23 protein-coding genes and 1 tRNA gene are annotated in these 17,576 nt (G+C 68.1%); 10 read left to right on the forward strand and 14 right to left on the reverse strand.

Going from position 1 to position 17,576, the window contains the following annotated elements:
- Positions 1 to 500 precede the first annotated feature (500 nt).
- A tRNA-Gly gene (locus DEJ48_RS18715) sits at positions 501 to 574 on the forward strand.
- A 50-nt stretch (positions 575 to 624) separates the two neighbouring features.
- On the opposite strand, the gene DEJ48_RS18720 is transcribed toward DEJ48_RS18715, so the two are convergent.
- The 10 genes from DEJ48_RS18720 to DEJ48_RS18765 all read right to left on the reverse strand — a co-directional run bounded on the left by DEJ48_RS18720 (position 625) and on the right by DEJ48_RS18765 (position 7,608).
- Complete coding sequence (locus tag DEJ48_RS18720) at positions 625 to 1,794, reverse strand: tyrosine-type recombinase/integrase (RefSeq protein ID WP_150217301.1); 1,170 nt, start codon at positions 1,792 to 1,794, stop codon at positions 625 to 627.
- Positions 1,794 to 2,006 (reverse strand): excisionase family DNA-binding protein, encoded by a 213-nt coding sequence (locus tag DEJ48_RS18725; protein WP_030788957.1) that lies wholly within the window; start codon positions 2,004 to 2,006, stop codon positions 1,794 to 1,796. The genes DEJ48_RS18720 and DEJ48_RS18725 overlap by 1 nt, the downstream gene beginning before the upstream one ends.
- On the reverse strand, positions 1,999 to 3,294 hold the full coding sequence (locus DEJ48_RS18730; protein WP_150217302.1) for a replication initiator: 1,296 nt from the start codon (positions 3,292 to 3,294) through the stop codon (positions 1,999 to 2,001). The genes DEJ48_RS18725 and DEJ48_RS18730 overlap by 8 nt, the downstream gene beginning before the upstream one ends.
- Before the next feature lie 162 nt (positions 3,295 to 3,456).
- Positions 3,457 to 3,702, reverse strand: a complete 246-nt coding sequence (locus DEJ48_RS18735) for a SpdD protein (RefSeq protein ID WP_150221255.1) — start codon at positions 3,700 to 3,702, stop codon at positions 3,457 to 3,459.
- A gap of 25 nt (positions 3,703 to 3,727) precedes the next feature.
- Positions 3,728 to 3,922: a hypothetical protein gene (locus DEJ48_RS18740; protein ID WP_150217303.1), complete on the reverse strand. Its 195-nt coding sequence runs from the start codon at positions 3,920 to 3,922 to the stop codon at positions 3,728 to 3,730.
- Between the two features lie 14 nt (positions 3,923 to 3,936).
- Positions 3,937 to 4,128: a mobile element transfer protein gene (locus DEJ48_RS18745; RefSeq protein ID WP_055526751.1), complete on the reverse strand. Its 192-nt coding sequence runs from the start codon at positions 4,126 to 4,128 to the stop codon at positions 3,937 to 3,939.
- 55 nt (positions 4,129 to 4,183) lie between these two features.
- Complete coding sequence (locus DEJ48_RS18750) at positions 4,184 to 4,834, reverse strand: DUF2637 domain-containing protein (RefSeq protein WP_150217304.1); 651 nt, start codon at positions 4,832 to 4,834, stop codon at positions 4,184 to 4,186.
- Positions 4,835 to 4,922: 88 nt separating this feature from the next.
- On the reverse strand, positions 4,923 to 6,302 hold the full coding sequence (locus DEJ48_RS18755; RefSeq protein WP_150217305.1) for an FtsK/SpoIIIE domain-containing protein: 1,380 nt from the start codon (positions 6,300 to 6,302) through the stop codon (positions 4,923 to 4,925).
- Positions 6,302 to 6,658 (reverse strand): hypothetical protein, encoded by a 357-nt coding sequence (locus DEJ48_RS18760; protein WP_150217306.1) that lies wholly within the window; start codon positions 6,656 to 6,658, stop codon positions 6,302 to 6,304. Before DEJ48_RS18760 ends, DEJ48_RS18755 begins: the two co-directional genes overlap by 1 nt.
- A gap of 164 nt (positions 6,659 to 6,822) precedes the next feature.
- Positions 6,823 to 7,608 (reverse strand): GntR family transcriptional regulator, encoded by a 786-nt coding sequence (locus DEJ48_RS18765; RefSeq protein WP_150217307.1) that lies wholly within the window; start codon positions 7,606 to 7,608, stop codon positions 6,823 to 6,825.
- Between the two features lie 107 nt (positions 7,609 to 7,715).
- Here DEJ48_RS18765 and DEJ48_RS18770 point away from each other — a divergent pair, with 107 nt between their 5' ends.
- The 5 genes from DEJ48_RS18770 to DEJ48_RS18790 all read left to right on the forward strand — a co-directional run bounded on the left by DEJ48_RS18770 (position 7,716) and on the right by DEJ48_RS18790 (position 10,933).
- Positions 7,716 to 8,123 (forward strand): NUDIX hydrolase, encoded by a 408-nt coding sequence (locus DEJ48_RS18770; protein WP_150217308.1) that lies wholly within the window; start codon positions 7,716 to 7,718, stop codon positions 8,121 to 8,123.
- A gap of 46 nt (positions 8,124 to 8,169) precedes the next feature.
- Complete coding sequence (locus DEJ48_RS18775; RefSeq protein ID WP_150217309.1) at positions 8,170 to 8,601, forward strand: ATP-binding protein; 432 nt, start codon at positions 8,170 to 8,172, stop codon at positions 8,599 to 8,601.
- Complete coding sequence (locus DEJ48_RS40360; protein WP_150217310.1) at positions 8,592 to 8,981, forward strand: hypothetical protein; 390 nt, start codon at positions 8,592 to 8,594, stop codon at positions 8,979 to 8,981. The genes DEJ48_RS18775 and DEJ48_RS40360 overlap by 10 nt, the downstream gene beginning before the upstream one ends.
- Before the next feature lie 528 nt (positions 8,982 to 9,509).
- Entirely contained in the window at positions 9,510 to 10,085 is a 576-nt protein-coding gene (locus DEJ48_RS18785) for a hypothetical protein (RefSeq protein ID WP_150217311.1), read from the forward strand.
- A gap of 242 nt (positions 10,086 to 10,327) precedes the next feature.
- Positions 10,328 to 10,933 (forward strand): hypothetical protein, encoded by a 606-nt coding sequence (locus DEJ48_RS18790; protein WP_150217312.1) that lies wholly within the window; start codon positions 10,328 to 10,330, stop codon positions 10,931 to 10,933.
- Positions 10,934 to 11,373: 440 nt separating this feature from the next.
- On the opposite strand, the gene DEJ48_RS18795 is transcribed toward DEJ48_RS18790, so the two are convergent.
- The 3 genes from DEJ48_RS18795 to DEJ48_RS18805 form a co-directional block, all read right to left on the reverse strand.
- Positions 11,374 to 11,796 carry an arsenate reductase ArsC gene (locus DEJ48_RS18795; protein WP_150217313.1) on the reverse strand — a complete coding sequence of 141 codons (423 nt, stop codon included), beginning with the start codon at positions 11,794 to 11,796 and terminating at the stop codon, positions 11,374 to 11,376.
- A complete protein-coding gene (gene arsB, locus DEJ48_RS18800) occupies positions 11,789 to 12,802 on the reverse strand; it encodes an ACR3 family arsenite efflux transporter (RefSeq protein WP_411757542.1) in 1,014 nt (337 codons plus the stop codon). Before arsB ends, DEJ48_RS18795 begins: the two co-directional genes overlap by 8 nt.
- A gap of 80 nt (positions 12,803 to 12,882) precedes the next feature.
- The gene (locus DEJ48_RS18805; protein WP_150217314.1) at positions 12,883 to 13,290 is read right to left on the reverse strand and encodes an ArsR/SmtB family transcription factor; all 408 of its coding nucleotides are present in this window, start codon (positions 13,288 to 13,290) and stop codon (positions 12,883 to 12,885) included.
- 79 nt (positions 13,291 to 13,369) lie between these two features.
- On the opposite strand from DEJ48_RS18805, the gene DEJ48_RS18810 reads away from it, so the two are divergent.
- Both DEJ48_RS18810 and DEJ48_RS18815 read left to right on the forward strand, forming a co-directional pair.
- Positions 13,370 to 13,846 carry an ArsI/CadI family heavy metal resistance metalloenzyme gene (locus tag DEJ48_RS18810; protein WP_150217315.1) on the forward strand — a complete coding sequence of 159 codons (477 nt, stop codon included), beginning with the start codon at positions 13,370 to 13,372 and terminating at the stop codon, positions 13,844 to 13,846.
- Positions 13,847 to 14,041: 195 nt separating this feature from the next.
- Positions 14,042 to 14,281: a hypothetical protein gene (locus DEJ48_RS18815; RefSeq protein WP_150217316.1), complete on the forward strand. Its 240-nt coding sequence runs from the start codon at positions 14,042 to 14,044 to the stop codon at positions 14,279 to 14,281.
- Between the two features lie 131 nt (positions 14,282 to 14,412).
- Here DEJ48_RS18815 and DEJ48_RS18820 read toward each other — a convergent pair whose 3' ends face one another.
- Positions 14,413 to 14,931: a hypothetical protein gene (locus DEJ48_RS18820; RefSeq protein WP_150217317.1), complete on the reverse strand. Its 519-nt coding sequence runs from the start codon at positions 14,929 to 14,931 to the stop codon at positions 14,413 to 14,415.
- An 89-nt stretch (positions 14,932 to 15,020) separates the two neighbouring features.
- On the opposite strand from DEJ48_RS18820, the gene DEJ48_RS18825 reads away from it, so the two are divergent.
- Both DEJ48_RS18825 and DEJ48_RS18830 read left to right on the forward strand, forming a co-directional pair.
- Complete coding sequence (locus DEJ48_RS18825; protein ID WP_150217318.1) at positions 15,021 to 15,395, forward strand: hypothetical protein; 375 nt, start codon at positions 15,021 to 15,023, stop codon at positions 15,393 to 15,395.
- A gap of 341 nt (positions 15,396 to 15,736) precedes the next feature.
- Complete coding sequence (locus tag DEJ48_RS18830) at positions 15,737 to 17,572, forward strand: bifunctional metallophosphatase/5'-nucleotidase (protein WP_150217319.1); 1,836 nt, start codon at positions 15,737 to 15,739, stop codon at positions 17,570 to 17,572.
- Positions 17,573 to 17,576 lie beyond the last annotated feature (4 nt).

The following is a 17,576-nucleotide window of genomic DNA, read 5'->3' on the forward strand; positions in this document are numbered from 1 at the left end:
CCCACGCGCCCTGTATTCGCTGTGCTAGCTCCCGCTCCCGCTCCCTCTCTCCCTCACCCGCTACCGCCGCTGCAAGGTCACCGGCACGGCGTGCCGGAGCCGGGCGCAGCGCGGGCAGCGGATGAGCCGGCCAGGACCGAGCCGGTCCGCCTGCTGCATCGGGAACGAAGCGGTGCTGAACACGTGCCCTTCGGCACATCGGACGACGGTGCGCTCCATCAAGTCCTGTAGTCCCTTCCCCAGTCGTAGGTGAGCTCGTACGTACCCGTACCAACTCGTCTCACGCTCGCCTCCGAGCCGACGACGAAAGGCCACATTACGGTATGAAAGGGACGCTCATCCAGGCGGCACGACCGCGTGCCACGGTACGCCCCAACTCCCCGCGGACGCACGGCGCATCCGCCTCCCGGACAGCACGCGGGCCCCGCGGCGAGAGCGCCGGGGGCCCGGGATGAGGTAGAGTGTGCGACGTTACGACACCGGTTCATACGGCGTCTTTCGCGGGTGTAGTTTAGTGGTAGAACATCAGCTTCCCAAGCTGAGAGTGCGAGTTCGATTCTCGTCACCCGCTCCACGAAGAAGGCCCAGGTCATCGACCCGGGCCTTTTTGCTGTCCGCCTTCTCTCACTCGTCGCGTGCCACATCCGTGCCAGATGCTTGACCATCCGGCTTCCGTGCCACAGCCCGGCGGGCCTTCCGAACACTCCGATCGAGCATCCCGGCGACTTCCTGCTGACGCTCCTCCTCGGAGTGCTGGTAGATCATCGCCGCCTTCTCTGACGACTGGCCGGCGCGGACCATCGTGTCCTTCAGGGTCGCGCCGGATCGGGTGGACAGGGTGTGCCCGGTGTGGCGGAGATCGTAGAACCGAAAGTTGCCCGGCAGACCGGCGACCGTGCGCGCCCTGCGCCAGTACTTGCCGAAGGTGCTCCGGCGGAAGGGCGCTCCCCGATCACCGACGAAGACGAGACCGTTCGGCCCTTCCTCGGCGAACGACTCCATGTGCCAGCGAACCTCACGCTCCAGGAACGCGGGCAGGTAGATCGTCCGGGTACCGGCGTCCGACTTGGTGTCGCCGGGCGCGCGTCGCCCGTTCGTCCTCTCCGGCTCGGCGGTCCGCACCGTGATGCGCAGCGCGTCGAGGTCGACGTCCCGGCGCCGGAGCCCGGCCAGTTCCTCGGGCCGGGTCGGGCCGTAGGCGCCGAGGTAGACCATGAGGCGCCACCGCATGCCGACCGCTTCGGCGAGGGCATCGACCTGCGCGACGGTGGCCGTAGGCCGTTCCTGTGCCTTCTCGGCGCCCGCGCCCTTGATCCGGCACGGGTTGCGGCGGATCAGGTCGTCATCGACGGCGGTCTCCATGATGGCCTTGAGGAGGCGGTACGCCTTGGCCGTTGCCGTCTTGGCGCCAGTGCGGAGACGCTCGGTACGCCAGGTACGGACGCGAGGCGCGGTGATCTCGTCGAGGTCGTCGTCACCGAAGGTCGGGAGGATGTGCCGGCCCAGGAGGTACCGGTACAGGTCGCGCGTGAGCACGCTGAGTTCGCGCTCCTCGACCCACTTGTCTGCGTAGGCGCGAAGGTTGACGGCCCCGGCCTCTGGGTCCCGCCAATCACCTCTGCGGATCTCGGTCTGCTTCTCGGCCAGCCAGTCGTCAGCGTCGGCCGTCGTCTCGAAGGTGAACGGCGCCGGGCGCATCACGCCGTCCGGCCCGGGATAGCGCGCCTGGTAGCGGCCAGACGGCAGCCGCCGAATCGCACCGAAGCGGCGACGTCTCCCCCTGCTGTTCGCCATCAGGCAGCCCTCCCGTAGCGAGCACGGGACCGCTTGATCGGCTCGACGGTGTGGGAGGTGATGAACTCCTCGACCGCGCTTTCCGGGATGCGCACGTGGCGGCCGACCTTCACGTACCGGATGCGCCGCTCCTCGATGAGCCGCCGCGGGAAACGGGCGGTCGTGCCGAGCAGCTCGGCGACCTGGTCGACGGAGAGATGGCGCTCAGCCATGCGTGGGCTCCCCTTCGGTTCCGGGGGCGGGTTCGAAGGTTTCGGCAAGCCAGGCTTCGGTGTCGGTGAGGCCGGTTCCGGCGTAGACCCAGTGGGCGAGGACGAGGGTCGAGTCCGGGGCGGCCTGGTCGTCGGTAACGGCTTGGGCTCGACGCCATTCGGCTCGGGCGTCGCGGAGGGCGCCGAGGGTGACGGAGTAGCGGCGGCTCTTGGTGGAGAAGTGGCCGCGGAAGCCGAGCATGTGGGCCCAGGCCCGGAGCCGGAGTTCTTCTAGTTCCTTGCGGGCGCCGAGGGCCCATGCGGTACGGATCATGCGGCGGGCGTGCTCGCTGATGTCGAGCTGGGCGAGTTCGGCGAGGAACTTCAGGGGCCGGTCCAGCGCACCCGTGGCAGTCTCGGCGCCCTTGGTCGCGTACTTGGCGATGTACGCGGCGACGGCCCGTTCGGTCAGCTCCTGACCACCGTCGAAGTCGGCGGATCGGACGGTGCGTACGTCGAGTTGGCGGCCGAAGGCGAAGGTGTGCGCGCGGTTGTCGATGACCGGGCCATCCACGCGGGCGGCGGTCGCAGCGGCGCGGATGGCGTCGGTCAACAGCTCGGGGGTGGCCCAGGCAGGGGGCAGGGTGTCGCCGCCGTCCGGGCCGTCGATGCGGATGACCGCGTGGAAGTGGACCGCACCACGTTTCTGGTACTCGGCGACCTTGGCGAAGGACACCCGGGCGTACTCGCGGAAGGCGCGTTGGGTGAGGCCGGCACGCTTGGCGACCTCCCGGCGGAGGTAGACCGAGAAGCGCCGCCAGAGCAGGCCCGCGTGAGCGTTCCAGAGCACGGCTGCTTCGTAGTCGTAGGTGTCCGGGTCGAGCGGGGTGCCGAGGGCGGTGTCGTCCTGGTCGTGGACGAAGCCGCAACGGCAAGGACGGACCGTTCGGGCCGGGCCGGTGGGGCGGTTGTGGACAGGCCCGAAGCCGGGTGCGGTGAAGGTGGCGAAGACGCGGGGGTGCGCGGCGACGCGTTCGGGGACGCCCTTGCCACCGCGCAGGCCGGAGGTGATCAGGTGAAAGGTGTCGCGGCGGTAGACCTCCGCGCAGGCAGGGCAGCGGGTCGTACGGCGGTTGTTGCAGCGGACCAGGAGGTGACCGGCGGGAAGGGTGGCCGAGTCGAGGTGGTGGAGGACGTTGCCGATCTCGCCGGTCCGGGCGTCGACGGTGTGCTCGGTGCGGTGGCCGTCGAGGCGGATCGGATGGGTGCAGCCGCCGAGGCCGGAGAGCTGACGCAAGAGTCCCGGCATGGTGCCGGTTGCGGCCAGTTGACCGAGTTCGCTGAGCGGGGGCGGGGTGGCGCGGGTAATGATGGCTTCTCCTTCTGGCTTCGGTCAGGAGGGACAGGGCCCCCGGGGCGGCGGATGCTTGGCGGTATCAGGGCCGCCCCGGGGGTCTGGCAGTGCTGGCGACTAGCGCCGCCGCTGGTCGCGGAGCATCGAGCGGATGACGACGGCGCACACCGCGACGGAGATGGCCGTCACGGCGACGGCGGCCAGGAGCGCGGTCAGCACGACGCCGCCGACGAGGACGGCCACGACCGCCCCGCTCGTGATGGAGATCTGAGGCGCGGATCGCCGTACGGGATTCGGGTCGGCCACCGTGTGGTGGTGGACGGGCGGCGGCGTCGGGCTGTCGGGGTACTTGGGCAGGAACACGGCGAAGTTCTCCTTACCTACTCGTCTAGACATGAGAGCCGTTTACGACGTCCACGCCGGAGCGCGTACCGGATTCGATGGCCGGGGCCATGAAGGTGTGCGAGAGCCAGAAGCCGAACAGGGCGATCATCACGACGATCCACGTACGGACGCCGAGGAACTTGACCGCTCCCCAGGCGAAGAGGCCGAGGACGAACACGAGCGGCAGGCTGACGGTCACGGAAGCGGGTCCTTTCAGCGGACGGGGCAGCGGTGGGTGCGGGCGGCGAGTTCGGCGGCGGCGCGACTGTCGTAGTCGGCGGAGAAGCCGCAGCGCGGGGCCGTGCAGGCGGCGGTGTGCTTCTCACGGCCACGGCCGTCGTACGACGTGCCGACCTGTACGGGACCGATACGGGCGACGGAGCGGAAACGGCGGTTGGCGCTCATGTGGATCTCCCTTCAGGACGTTCAGAGCTTTCGGGCGTTCAGAGCTTTCGGGCGTTCAGAGCTGAGCGGCGATGGCGTCGGCCATGGGCATCGGGACGCCGAGACGGGCGCGCAGGGTCGTGGTGTCGATGACCGTTCCGGTACGGGTGTGGTGCTCGGTGGCGACCTTGCGGGCGTGGTCGACGAGGGCAGCCGGGACGGCAACGGTGGGCGGAGGGGTCGAGGTGGGGACGGACTCGGCGGCCGGTGCCGGTGCCGACGAGAGCTCCGGTACGGGATCGGGCGCGTCCTCCTGGTCGTCGACGCCCTCGGGGTCTTGCTCCAGGACCTCGTCGGGCGGTGTCGGCGTCGAGTGCGCCAGGAGCGTCCCGCCGAGGAAGGCGACCGCAGGCCAGCCCGCGACGAGGATGCGGAGCCAGGCCGGCACGTGGTTCATGTCGAGCAGTCCGGCGGTGGCGACGTTCGCACCGAGGGAGGCCGCGAGCGCGATGACGAACCAGCACCAGCCCGCGGCTTTGGCGTCACCGGTCCGCAGCCGACGCCAGGCGGCGACGAGCAACAGATCCACCGAGACCGGATAGGCCCACGCTTTCCACCCGTCCTGTCCGGACGCCGAGGCGACGTCGTGCAGGTGGGCGAAGGACAAGGCTGCCGCGATGACGGCCTGTACGAGCACCGCATCGATACGGGCGAGTTGGGCGCGCATGCTGCGGCTCCTTCCGGATTCTGGCATGGCAGGGGTAGGGACGTGGCGCGAGACGGTCACGCCGACCGGGGGTGCGGGAAGGTGCGGCTCAGCCGGTGACCGGTCGCGGCTGCACGACCGGGTTGGCCGGGGACTCGACCGGCTGCGCGGGCACGGAGGGCCGGAAGGTCTCCAGCGCGGGCAGGTCGGGGACCATGTGGGCCGACGCGCGGCAGGTCTCGGCAGCGTCGGACAGGGAGAGATACGGCGTACGGATGCGGGACCAGCCGCCCGAGGTGTCACCGGCGACGGCGAGACCGGGCCGTTCGGCAGGGATGGCGCAGGCGGCGGAGACCGCTTCGGGGGCGATGTCGCCGAGCGCCATTTTCGCGGAGGCTTCGTCGTTCACGCGGTGGCAGACGCGGCCGGTCAACTGGGCCCGGAGCATCGTGGCGCCCTTGCCGAGCTCGGCGCCGAATCGCTGCCCGCACACCTCCAGGTAGATACCCGCCGCGCGACCGAGTTGGGCAAGCCGGATGAGCTGAGTGACCATCTCGTCCCGCCGCTCTTCCTCCTTCCTCGTGGCGACGAGGAAGAGTTCCGCCACTTCGTCGACGAACAGGACTACGGGCACGGGCCGTTCCTGCTCGGGAAGCCCCCAGATGTCGGAGGTGATCTCCTCGTTCGGCGTGCCCGGTGCGATCCTCTGGCGTGCCTTGATCAGGTCGTACCGGTCCTCCATCTCCTTGATGAGAACGGGCAACAATTCGGCAGCCTGCTCGGGATCGGTGGCGAGCGCCGACAGCCGCGAGGCGAAGGGCGCCAGCTCCACACCGCGCTTGCAGTCGATGCCGACCAGGGCGACGGGCTGTGGCGCGAGTCCGGCAACGAGATGCCGCAGGTACATGGACTTGCCCGACAGCGTGGCTCCCAGGGAGAGGCCGTGCGGCACCACGCGGTAGTCACGTACGAAAGGGGTGGCGTCTTCCCGCAGCGCTACGGGCACTTTCAGGGATCCGCCCACCGCTTTGCGCGGCATACGGACCTCTCGCAGCACGTCATAGCCGACGAGTCGCAGGTCGACCACTCCAGGCTTGACCGTGGTCACGTAGACGGCGTGAACTCCCCAGGCGTGCCGCAGCCGTTCGGCCGACGCGGCCACATCGGCGGGTTCCTGGCCCGGTGCGAGCCGCAGACGGAGCCGTAAGCCGGTCGTGGTCGGGCGGATGATTCCGCGCCGAGGCGGTACGGGACGGATCTCCCCACGCGTCGTAGCCTTGACCACCAGGACACGCAGTCGGGATGGAGTCACGGACAGGCCGCAGGCCTCCATGACCGAGCCGTAGGAGCTGAGCAGCCGGGCCGTGGATATCGGCAGGCCGACCGCAGACCAGTAGACCCCGGGGTGCTTGGCCCGGGTGTAGGCAGCCCCGCCGCCGAGTGCGGCGACAGGACCACCCACCTCCAGAAACGTCGTCAGATCGGTCATCAGGCCGAGGCCCCCATGGCGGCCGGGAAGGCGGCCGGAGTGACGGCGGCGCAGCGGTAGGCGATGCCGTGCCGCTGCTGGCCGTTGAAGACGCTCTCCCACGGTCGGGCGACGAGTCCCGGCAGCGAGACCGGCGCACCGAGCGTCAGCCCCTCGGACACTCCGCTCTCCGGGATGGTCACCTTGATCAGGGACGACTCGCCCTCCTCGATGTAGACGACGCCGATCGTCATCAGCGATTCACCGCTGGTGACGTCCTTGGCGATCTCGCCGGTCTGACGGTCGCGGACCTTGGGCTCGGGCGCCTCGGTGAGCAGGATCGTCGCGGCCGAGGTCTCCACGCGAATGGTTCGCAAGGTTCTTCCCATCTACTCGTCTATACAAGATGCGGCGTTCAAACCCGATCTCCGGGAACGCCGTCCACTGTGCCACACAACTTGCCAACTCGTCTATACGAGTAGGCCTGTTGGCGTATACGAGTTCTGGGTGTGGACCACCGCGCGCCACAGCCGTCAGGCCCTCACGTGGCCGGGAGCTGGTACGACAGGACGTAGGCGTCCGCCGCCATGACGGTGTCGCAGACCTCCACGGCCCGTCCTTCGGTGTCGTACGCGGTGCGGACCAGGTGGATCACGGGTACACCGGAGGCCAGCCGGAGCGTCTTCACCTCGGACGGTGCGGGCATCCGGGCCCGGATCTCCTCGTCGAAGTGGTCGAGGTGGTGGCCCAGTTCTTCGAGGCGGGCATAGATGCCGCCGGGACCGGGGTTGGGTTCGGCAATCTGCGTGCCGCGCGCGATGTCGAGTGGGAGGTAGGAGGTGGCGAACTCGACCGGCCGGCCGTCGAGCAGATACCGCCGCCGCCGAGCGAGCACACGCCGCACAGACCCAAGGCGGGTGGCGATGTCCTGCGTGGCCTTCTCCTCCTTGACCTCCAAGCTGTCGACCTGCGGGTGACTGCCTGCCGCGTCGGCCTCGACGATGAAGGCGGACTTGCCCTGCTCGCGGTGGCGTCGGGCGAAGCGGTCGGAGGCGAGCCGTCGCACGGGAGGCCGCGGTCGTACGAAGACGCCCTTGCCATGCTCGGCGTGGACCAGGCCCTCACCCTGCAACACGGAGAAGGAGTTCCGAACGGTCATCCGGGATACGCCGTAGTGCTCGACGAGTTCGGCCTCCGAGGGAAGCTTTTCGCTCTCCTTGAACCGCCCACGGTCGATGGCCTCGCGCAGCTGGTCGGCGATCTGCCGAAAGACCGCACGATCACTCGTGGGGTCGATGTCGCCGAGCAGGCTCGGGAGTGACGTCACGTGTACTCCTTTAGGTATCTAGACGAGTGGGCGAGTGTTGTTGCTACGGTGGAAAGCCTAGCTATCCGAGAGGGCCGAGGACCGTGAGCGCTGACCGTCCGCACTCCGTGAGCGTTGCCGGAGTCATCGTCGACGATCAGGATCGTGCCCTCCTGATCAAGCGCCGGGACAACGGCAAGTGGGAGCCCCCGGGCGGAATCCTCGAACGCGAAGAGACCATCCCCGAGGCCTTGCAACGCGAGGTCCTCGAAGAGACCGGAATCAAGATCGTGCTTCCGGCGACCCTCACCGGCATCTACAAGAACATGACGGGCTTGATCGTCTCCATGGTCTTCCGCTGCGAGGCCGCCGACGGTACGCCCACCACCGGCGACGAGACCCGCGCTCTGCGCTGGGCGACCCGCGAAGAAGTCACCGAACTCGCCGACGAGGCCTACGCGATCCGCGTCCTGGACGCACTCGACGCAGCATCCCCGCCGGCCATTCGCGCCCATGACGGCGTGAAACTCGTCTAGCTCGAACCCGCTGCACATGGCGGCCTACCAGCGCGAAGGAACTTGTATGCACGAGTATACGAGCACTATCCGAGTCTGGGGCCTCACTTGCCCAGGTTTTCCAGAAGAGGTCAGCCGGGCCCGACGCTGGACGCGGGACATCCTTCGTGACTCGCCCCTGGCAGATGACGCCGAACTGATCGTGAGCGAGCTGAGCGCGAACGCGATCCTGCACACAGCCAGCGGGCGTCAGTCGGGCAGCTTCTCCCTGGCCATCGAGGTATCCCCGCAGATGCTCACCCTGTCGGTCACCGACGGCGGAGACACGGGAACCGCCCCCAAGGTCGAGCATCAGAACGAAGAGGCTGAACACGGCCGGGGCCTGGAGATGGTCAGCGCCATCGCTCACCGCGTCATCGTCAATGACAGCGACCACGGCCACACGGTCACCGCGGCTTTCTTCACCGAGGCCGGCAGGGGAGGCCAACTATGCGGGTGAGCAGGCCCCGACGCGGCTACTGGTGCGAGTGCTGGACGGAGCCCACCGCCACGGACGGCCAGGCGGGGCCCCAGTTACGAGCATCCTTCGACGCCTACTCTGCACCGCAGGCGGATCGGTGGGTAGCGGTGGCACTCCGCACGATCTCCCCGGCACTGAACACTCACGCTTCAGGCGAAGCCTGGGAGTGGCTTTACGAGGGCCGCGTCCGCACCCGCAGAGCCCTTCTCCAGATGCAGCCCTGCACGGTCTCAGTGACTCACGCGGACACACGCATCACCTGGACGATACGACCAGTCCTGTTCCTGCCCCTCGCACACCGCCAAGCGGCAGAACTCCCAGCCTGCGCACACGACTTCAAGCCCCGGCAGACCGACTGAGTTACAACTTTCTCTACTGGTTCAAGCGCCCGGCGCCGCTCCGCACCGCCGGGCGGGCTCACGGCTCCGCTCGGGGCTGCCGCTCCTGCCTTCGGCCCGCTCCGCCCCGGCTGCGCCGACGCCCGCCCACACAGGGATAAAGCCGAGGCCAATCGGCGATCACCCGACACAACGATCCAAGGACAAGGAAATGCCTCCGGCGGGGGCGCTCTGACTCTGGGATGGAGGGGGCGCCGTACGCGACTGCGGGCCCATCGTGGCGAGCGTTGGGGGCTCCCATCCCGTCCACCGTCGACCCAGGCAGAGCCGAGCAGACGCGGCCCAGGGCGTCCAGGTCGTTCGTACAGTGGCGCGCTCCACCTGGACGCCCTGAACCACGCCCGCTCCACGGTGTGTGGGTCGACGGCGGACGGGATGGGAGCTGGGGCTAGTGGTGGGCCGAGGCGAGGCCCACGCAAAACCCCCTCATGACCCTGGTGCGATGGCTACTCTGCTGCGAACTATCCAAGCGATGAGCAGCGGAGAGCAGTGGAATACATAACAGCTACCTTCATAGTGAAGCTCACCGACCACCCCACTTCAGAGCCCGACGAGGTTTGGGTCCTCAGCCTCGACAGCTTCGAGATGCCGGCCGACGACATCATCAAGGAGCTTGAGGCTCTGACGTGGCTCCGTGGAGCCGAGTACCCGGCCATGAGCCACATCAGTTCTCGGCAGGGGATCACTAACTGGGGCGCCTCATCTTCGTTCATGGAGTTCGTCCTTGAAATGAGCTCCAACGGCATGGGAGGTGTAACAACTGTAGTTGTCTCCGAGGCAGTCAAGGCGCTCTACTCGAAGCTCCGGAGACGCTCCCAGGGCGACCATTGGGGGAATGTGATCTCAGAGGAGACCGCCATTGCGGTTGCCAAGCAGCGCATCGCAAGTCAGTACGACGTGGAGGGCGACAGCCTCACACTTTCCCGGTCGGAGACAGACGCGGCAAATCACAGCTTCCACTTCACCTTCAGCCATCCAGATGGACGGTCGTTCGGGGCCGAGGTAGGCATCTTGAGGGACGCCCCCACCTGCATGCGAATCTGGCGCCAGGTTGCACCCGAGTGATCAGCTGTTAGGGGACCAGCTGCCGGGAGTGTCTAACTGCGTGACAACGCCAGCGAACAGCGGCGGACGAGTACGAACGCCTAGGGACCATCAGCGCAGGTGAGAGGCGCATCAGCCCCAGGCAACGGCCTCGTCCGAGTTGCTTCAGGGCGAAGAGGTCGTGGTCTCAAGCCCGAGCCTATGCACCTAAGGCTGCATATATCTGGTCGAAATGAGTCTCTTGGCCCTCATACACTGCGACCGTGATGAATTGCCCCGACTGCGGCACCAGCTTGGATGAGACGCCCGTTGGGCAGCCGTGCCCAACCTGCGGTGGCGAACGACGCAACGCCGTGGTGTACGCAGAAGCCGCTCTGGGAGCCACCTGCACCTTCAATGCTTCGGCAAGTATCGGCTACAACCCTCAGAGGCCATGGCAGCAGAAGTGGCGCGACGTGATCAGCGGCCTACACGCTCTTCAAGCGACCTATCAGCAAAGCGACCTCAATAACGAAGTCGTGCGTAGGCAAGTTGAGGGATTTTTCAAGGACTGTTGTGAGCTAGCAGATTGGTTGCAAGAGCAAGCCAGCAAGCCTCAAGCCATGAGCTACCTCAAGAGCGACCCGGCTCTGAAGCTGTGCGACGGCATGACTCAAACGACCAAGCACCACACCAGGAAGAGTCGAAACAGAAACCCTGACCCCATCACCGTGAGGATCGCCAGGGTGCATGGGGGGCAAGGGGTGCGTGCAGAGATCGAGTGGTCGACCCCCAGCGGCTCAACTGGTACCGAAGACGCTCTCGACCTGGCTCAGCGTTGCAGGACGGCATGGGAGAGGTTTTTCCAGCTGCATGGGCTGACACCGTGATCACTGACTCTTGGCCCGGAGGGCAGGCGAAGCACCAGACCCGCGTGATCGCGTTCAGTAAGGAGATGTCGTGCCAGACCCGTGCCAGATCATGCGGGGAACCACAGGGAGTACCGGGGAATCAGCCGATGGTCCGGCTACGCGCTGAGGGCGCCCGACCCCAGGTCAGCCGGGCAACAGCCGCTCTACCGCCTAAGCTTCCCAAGCTGAGAGTGCGAGTTCGATTCTCGTCACCCGCTCCACGAAGAAGGCCCAGGTCATCGACCCGGGCCTTTTTGCTGTCCGCGCTGATCACTGGCCCTGCGCAAGCACGAGCTCCCGTAGCCGGGCCGCAACGGCATGCGGGCCTCGGGTCGCGATCGCCCACAGGGCGCTGATCCGTCGGTTCGACGCCCATAGTCCCGAGGTGGGCGGTTCGATGCGAACGTTCCGGGTGCCGGTCATGCGCCGCCCGCCGGTGCGATGTCGTCGATCAGGGTGCGCACGCGTCGTTCGATCTCGTCGCGGATGGGGCGGACCGCGTCGACGCCTTGGCCTGCCGGGTCCGGGAGTTGCCAGTCGAGGTAGCGCTTGCCCGGGAAGACGGGGCAGGTGTCGCCGCAGCCCATGGTGATGACGACGTCGGAGGCCTGGACGGCTTCCACGGTGAGGACCTTGGGCACCTCGGCGGAGATGTCGATGCCGACTTCGCCGAGGGCCTCGGTCACGGCCGGGTTGACCGTCTCGGCCGGGGCCGAGCCCGCGGACCGGACCTGGACGCGGTCTCCGGCGAGGTGGGTGAGGAAGGCCGCCGCCATCTGTGAGCGTCCGGCGTTGTGGACACAGACGAACAGCACCGACGGCTGCTGCGGGGTGTCAGGCATGGGTGGGCTCTTCCTGCGGAGCGACCTCGGTAGGGGCGGTGAAGTAGCGGCGCGCGTACAAGGCCACGTAGACCAGGCCGATCAGCACGGGCACCTCGATGAGCGGGCCGACGACACCGGCCAGGGCCTGCCCCGAGGAGGCTCCGAAGGTGGCAATCGCCACGGCGATGGCCAGCTCGAAGTTGTTGCCCGCGGCAGTGAAGGCGAGCGTGGTGGTACGCGGGTAGTCGAGGCCGACAGCCTTGCCCAGCAGCATCGATCCGGCCCACATGAGCGCGAAGTAGACCAGCAGCGGCAGCGCGATACGCACCACGTCCAGCGGCTGGTTGGTGATGGCGTCGCCCTGGAGAGCGAAGAGGACGACGATGGTGAACAGCAGCCCGTACAGAGCGAACGGGGCGATGCGCGGGATCAGTTCCGCCTCGTACCAGTCGCGGCCCTTGAGCTTCTCACCGATGCGGCGCGTCAGGTACCCGGCCGCGAGCGGGATACCGAGGAATACCAGGACGCCGCGGGCGATCTCCCAGACGGACACGTCGAGTCCGGTCTGTTCCAGGCCCAGCCAACCTGGCAGTGCCTGGAGGTAGAACCAGCCGAGCGCAGAGAACGCGATCACCTGGAACACCGAGTTGAGCGCGACGAGGACAGCGGCAGCTTCCCGGTGTCCGCAGGCGAGGTCGTTCCAGATGATGACCATGGCGATGCAGCGGGCCAGACCGACGATGATCAGACCAGTGCGGTACTCGGGCAGGTCCGGCAGGAACAGCCAGGCCAGGGCGAACATCAGGGCCGGGCCGAGAATCCAGTTCAGCAGCAGCGAAGGCAGCAGCAGGCGCCGGTCCCGGGTCACGGTGTCGAGCCGGTCGAAACGGACCTTGGCCAGCACCGGATACATCATCACGAGCAGGCCCAGCGCGATCGGCAGGGAAACCCCGCCCACTGTCACGGTGGCCAACGCGTCCCCGAGCCCCGGGACCAGGCGGCCCAGGCCGAGGCCCACGGCCATCGCCGCGAGGATCCACACGGCCAGGTAGCGGTCCAGGAACGACAGCCGCCCGGCCACGCTCCGTTCAGGCGCGGCAGCGCTCACGAGGCAGCACCGGCCGTCTCACCGCGGTCGGGCAGCGGAGTGCCGGCGGGGCGGGTCAGGATGCCGGCGAGGCGGTCGGTCATCTCCGGCAGCAGCCAGTAGTAGACCCATGTGCCGCGCCGCTCGCAGTCGATCAGACCGGCCTGCCGCAGCAGCTTGAGGTGATGCGAGATCGTCGGCTGCGACAGGTCGAAGGCCGGGGTCAGGTCGCACACGCAGACCTCCCCGCCCGCCTGCGAAGCGATGAGCGACAGCAGCCGCAAGCGCACCGGGTCGCCGAGCGCCTTGAAGACCTTCGCGAGGTCAACGGCCTGTTCCTCGTCGAGCGGGGTGGTCAGCAGCCCCGGGCAGCATGCGTCGGGCCCGCCGGACTCTCCCAGCACCACAAGCTCTTGATTCGACATTCCTCTATGTTGACATCCTTCGATACAGAGCGCAATGCTACATCGACAGACATCGATACAAGCGAATCGGAGTACCGCCGTGTCCCGTGCTCAGCTCGCCCTGCGTGTCAGCGACCTGGAAGCGTCGATCACCTTCTACTCGAAGCTGTTCGGCACCGAACCGGCCAAGCGGCGCGAGGGCTACGCCAACTTCGCCATCACCGAGCCCCCGCTCAAGCTCGTCCTCATCGAGGGCGACCCGGGGCAGGACACCCGCCTCGACCACCTCGGCGTCGAGGTCGACTCCACCGACCAGGTCATCGCGGCCACCGGTCGCCTCAAGGACGCAGGGCTGGCGACGTTCGAGGAGAACGACACCTCCTGCTGCTACGCCCTCCAGGACAAGGTCTGGGTCCGCGGCCCCGGCCAGGAGCCCTGGGAGGTCTACGTGGTCAAGGCCGACGCCGACACCCTCGGCAAGAGCGTCCGGGCCGATGGCGGTGGCGATGGCTGCTGCACCAGCGAGGAGCACGACCCCGATTCCCGGGGCGCGCGCGTGGACTGCAACTGCTGCTGACACACTGCGGTTTCGAGGGTCGTCCTGATCGATATCCCTGCGCCCAGCTGTATGCGCATGGATCGACAGGGCGGAAAGAACGGAGGGCGCCGCACGAGCGACACCCCTGCTGATCTGGACTTCAAGAGGTCATTTCTTACCGGAACGCCTCTTCGGAGTCTCAATCTGGACAGACATGAGGGGAGCCCGAGCCCGATGAGAGCAGTCGTGATCGTCTCCAAGGTCATACTCACCACCCTGGCCACATGGCTGGTTCTGACCCTTCTGATCGCGCTCCCCGCCCTGCTGCCGCCCCGCTGGGAGTACTACCTCATCTCCCCCGCGAGCGTGGCCCTCTACCTCCTGGCCATGCTGACGGCCCCGCCCATCGTCTGCTGGAAATTCCGCACCTGGATCCGAACGGTCCCGGGGAACGAGCAGCACACGGACGCCTGATCGCCTCAGCGCCCATGTGGGACCGAAGAGGTCCGTGAACATGGCGGTGGCGGCAGTGAGTCCTGCGACGGTTTGCGGTCGGCGCGTCCGCCAGGGCGGACGTCTGCGGCTGCGGCAATCCGCGCCGTAGATCAGAGTGCCGCAGGCCGGTCCTCCAGGTCGCGGAGGATCGAGGGCGCGTCCGCGACCGCCGCCCTGGTGCGTTCCTTGGATTTCCTCAGGCGGGGGCGCCACGTGAAGCGGGAGCGCTGCGGGTGCCACAGGGCCTGGTGGACGAGTTCCGTGGCGCCGGAGAACGCGTCCATGTACGTGGTGGACACGCCTCCGCCGAACTCCGGGTCCGGGTGGCGGTCCCACTCCCGGCGGCTTTCCAGGTAGATCGCCACGCGTGTCTTGACGTACCAGCCGGAGACCTCGCGGGGCACCCCGGCCGCCATGGCGGCGGACTCGAAGGCGTGGACCGCTGTGCGCAGTTGGGGCCATTCGTTGTCCCGGCCGTGGGCCCAGTGCGCCTGCTCAAGTGTCGCCATCGCCTCGCGGGCCGTGGCGCGCGCTCGGCGGCGCTCCGGGCCCGCCGACACGTACTGCGTCACGACGGCACCGACGCTGCCGGCTCCGAGCAACTGGATCAGGGAGGCGAGATCGGCCATGCACGGAAGGTACAGCGTCGGCAGCGCCGGTCGTCTCCGCGAGCCTTGCCCGTACGAGGGGGCCCGCAGCGGTGACCGATCATTGGGCCATGGTGTCCAGCATCGTCACCCAGTACACGGATCTTCTGCGGACCAGCGACTACGACCTCTGGGTTCGGTTGCGGGAGCTTTTGAGGGGGCAAGGGCTCGATCCGCAGCGGACGGTCGTCGTCGAACTTCTGCAAGAGGGGCCCGATCATGAAGATGGTCGCGTCGTCTCCGGGGACGGTCGGGTCTATCAATTCACCCTCTACTACGACCAGGCGGACGAGCACGGGGCGAGTCGTGCTCGACTCGGCCGGTGGGCCGACATCACCGACTCCTGGCGGGACGGTTCGCTGGGCCCCCGTACAGCGGACGCCTTCGCCTGGATGTCGTCGGCTTCATCGGCTTCGTCGGCTTCGTCGGCCGGCGGGACGAGTTGACCGCTGCCTTCCTACCTTCTGCGCCGGACGTACCAGGCCACGGTCAGCACGATCAGAGCCGAGACGACGAACGCCCACACCGTCGTCGCTGTGTCGTAGGACGAGTACACAATGGCCAGCACGCGTCGCGGGTACCCGCTGGTCGGAACGTCAGCCACCAGCCCCACAGCGTGAGCCCGGGGCAGGGGCGGTCGAACCCGGATCGGTGCATCGCCGGGCCCGACACCGGCCCGTGCTGGACAGTCGGCCCAGCGGGGGACGACACCCGGCGTACGGGGGACAACCCGTAACCCCTGGCGTGTCCCGCATGTGTTCGAATCGGGAGTTCGTAGCTTCGCAGCGTGACTCAATCCGCTTCGGGTGTTTCCTCCTCGTCCTCCGTCACCACCGACACCACCGACACCACCCTCACCCCTCGGCACGCCGCCTTCAAGCGCGCCGCCCTCGGCTGTGTCGCCGTCGCCGTCGGCGTCGCCCTCTGCCTGCCGGGGTCGTCGACCGCCGCCCCCGCGCCCCGTGCCGAAGCCGCCCCCGCGCCCCGTGCCGACGTCCCCGTTCAGCTCATCGCGCTCAATGACCTGCACGGGAATCTCGACCCCGTCGAAGGGGCCGCCGGGCAGGTGCGGCGGGCGGGGGGCAAGGATGTGCAGGCCGGGGGAATGGGGCAGTTGGCGGCGCTTGTCGCCAAGGCTCGGGGCGGGCAGCGGAGGTCGTTGACCGTGGGGGCGGGGGACATGATCGGGGGGAGTCCGTTGCTGTCCGCGCTGTTTCACGACGAGCCGACCGTGCAGGCTCTGGAGCGGCTCGGGCTCGATGTCAGTTCCGTGGGGAACCATGAATTCGACGAGGGCCCGAGGGAACTGGAGCGGATGGCTCGGGGCGGGTGTCACCCGGAGGACGGGTGTGCGCCCGGTGGGAAGTACGACGGGGCCCAATTCCCGTATCTGGCCGCCAATGTGAGCCGGGCCGGGAGCAGCGAGCCGTTGCTCAAGCCGTACGCGATCGAAACGCTGGCCGGTGGGCTGCGTATCGGGTTCATCGGGGTCGTCACCAAAGACGCGCCTCAGGCGATCAATGCCTCCCAGGTGCGTGATCTTGAGTTTCACGACGAAGTTCCCGTCGTGAAGCGGTATTCGGAGGAGCTCCGGCGCGCCGGTGTCGACGCCCAGGTGCTGCTCGTGCACGAAGGGGAGGCCGCCAACGGCGTCGCCGGGCGTGGGGACTGTGACGCCGACGGGCCCGGCTCCCGGCTCCGGGGGCGGATCAAGGGCATCGCCGAGCGGACGCCCAGCGCCGTCGACCTCATCGTCAGCGGGCACTCGCACGACTCGTACGAGTGCACGGTCACCGATCCCTCCGGCGCGCCCCGCTCCGTGACGCAGGCCGACTCCTTCGGGCGGTCCTTCACCGATCTGCGGTTCCGTCTGGGGGCGGACGGAGACGTCGTACGGTCGTCCGTGACCGCGCGGAACCGGATCGTGCCCGTCGACAGCGCGAAGCAGCCCGCGATGCGCAAGCTCATCGAGACCTGGCGGGCACGGTCCGCGAAGGTCGCCGACCGGACCGTCGGACACATCTCCGCCGACATGCCGGGCCGCGGGTCGAAGGAGAAGGAGACGCCCCTCGGCAGCCTGATCGCCGACGCGCAGACGGAGGCCACCCGGGGCGAGCGCGCCGAGCTGGCGCTGCTGAATCCGGGAGGCATGCGCGCCGACCTCGTCCGCGGGGGCGACGGGTCCGTGACCTTCGCCGACGCGTTCCGTACGCAGCCCTTCGGCACGCCGCTGATGACCATGACGCTCACCGGGGATCAGCTGCTCACCGTACTCAGGGAGCAGTTCTCCGGGGCCAACGCCGAAGAGCCGCGGTTCCTGCAGCTGTCCTCCGCGCTGAAGTACTCGGTCGACATGAAGCGCTCCGGGGCGGCGCGGCTGCTGACCGAGACCGTCCAGGTGAAGGGCGAGCGGGTGCGGCCCACAGGGAAGTACCGCGTCACCGTGAACGACTTCCTCGCCAATGGCGGGAACGGCTTCTCCACCTTCACCAAGGGAACGGAGCGCGGCGGAGGATCGGTGACCGACCTCGACGCGCTGGTGCACTACCTGGAGAACAACTCCGCCCCGAACGCGCCCCTCGACCCGCCCGACCCCGGCCGGATCACCTTCCTCGCCGAGTAGCGAC

Source organism: Streptomyces venezuelae, from assembly GCF_008642315.1.
Taxonomy (GTDB): Bacteria; Actinomycetota; Actinomycetes; order Streptomycetales; family Streptomycetaceae; genus Streptomyces; species Streptomyces venezuelae_D.

What these genes read in the sequence shown, in the direction of transcription:
- DEJ48_RS18725 (WP_030788957.1), bottom strand. Translation starts at nt 2,006, where the DNA reads ATGGCTGAGCGCCATCTCTCCGTCGACCAGGTCGCCGAGCTGCTCGGC.
- DEJ48_RS18795 (WP_150217313.1), bottom strand. Translation starts at nt 11,796, where the DNA reads ATGCCTGACACCCCGCAGCAGCCGTCGGTGCTGTTCGTCTGTGTCCAC.
- DEJ48_RS18720 (WP_150217301.1), bottom strand. Translation starts at nt 1,794, where the DNA reads ATGGCGAACAGCAGGGGGAGACGTCGCCGCTTCGGTGCGATTCGGCGG.
- DEJ48_RS18750 (WP_150217304.1), bottom strand. Translation starts at nt 4,834, where the DNA reads ATGCGCGCCCAACTCGCCCGTATCGATGCGGTGCTCGTACAGGCCGTC.
- DEJ48_RS18755 (WP_150217305.1), bottom strand. Translation starts at nt 6,302, where the DNA reads ATGACCGATCTGACGACGTTTCTGGAGGTGGGTGGTCCTGTCGCCGCA.
- DEJ48_RS18730 (WP_150217302.1), bottom strand. Translation starts at nt 3,294, where the DNA reads ATGCCGGGACTCTTGCGTCAGCTCTCCGGCCTCGGCGGCTGCACCCAT.
- DEJ48_RS18815 (WP_150217316.1), top strand. Translation starts at nt 14,042, where the DNA reads ATGAGAGCAGTCGTGATCGTCTCCAAGGTCATACTCACCACCCTGGCC.
- DEJ48_RS18825 (WP_150217318.1), top strand. Translation starts at nt 15,021, where the DNA reads ATGGTGTCCAGCATCGTCACCCAGTACACGGATCTTCTGCGGACCAGC.
- arsB (WP_411757542.1), bottom strand. Translation starts at nt 12,802, where the DNA reads ATGGCCGTGGGCCTCGGCCTGGGCCGCCTGGTCCCGGGGCTCGGGGAC.
- DEJ48_RS18820 (WP_150217317.1), bottom strand. Translation starts at nt 14,931, where the DNA reads ATGGCCGATCTCGCCTCCCTGATCCAGTTGCTCGGAGCCGGCAGCGTC.
- DEJ48_RS18775 (WP_150217309.1), top strand. Translation starts at nt 8,170, where the DNA reads ATGCACGAGTATACGAGCACTATCCGAGTCTGGGGCCTCACTTGCCCA.
- DEJ48_RS40360 (WP_150217310.1), top strand. Translation starts at nt 8,592, where the DNA reads ATGCGGGTGAGCAGGCCCCGACGCGGCTACTGGTGCGAGTGCTGGACG.
- DEJ48_RS18745 (WP_055526751.1), bottom strand. Translation starts at nt 4,128, where the DNA reads ATGAGCGCCAACCGCCGTTTCCGCTCCGTCGCCCGTATCGGTCCCGTA.
- DEJ48_RS18805 (WP_150217314.1), bottom strand. Translation starts at nt 13,290, where the DNA reads ATGTCGAATCAAGAGCTTGTGGTGCTGGGAGAGTCCGGCGGGCCCGAC.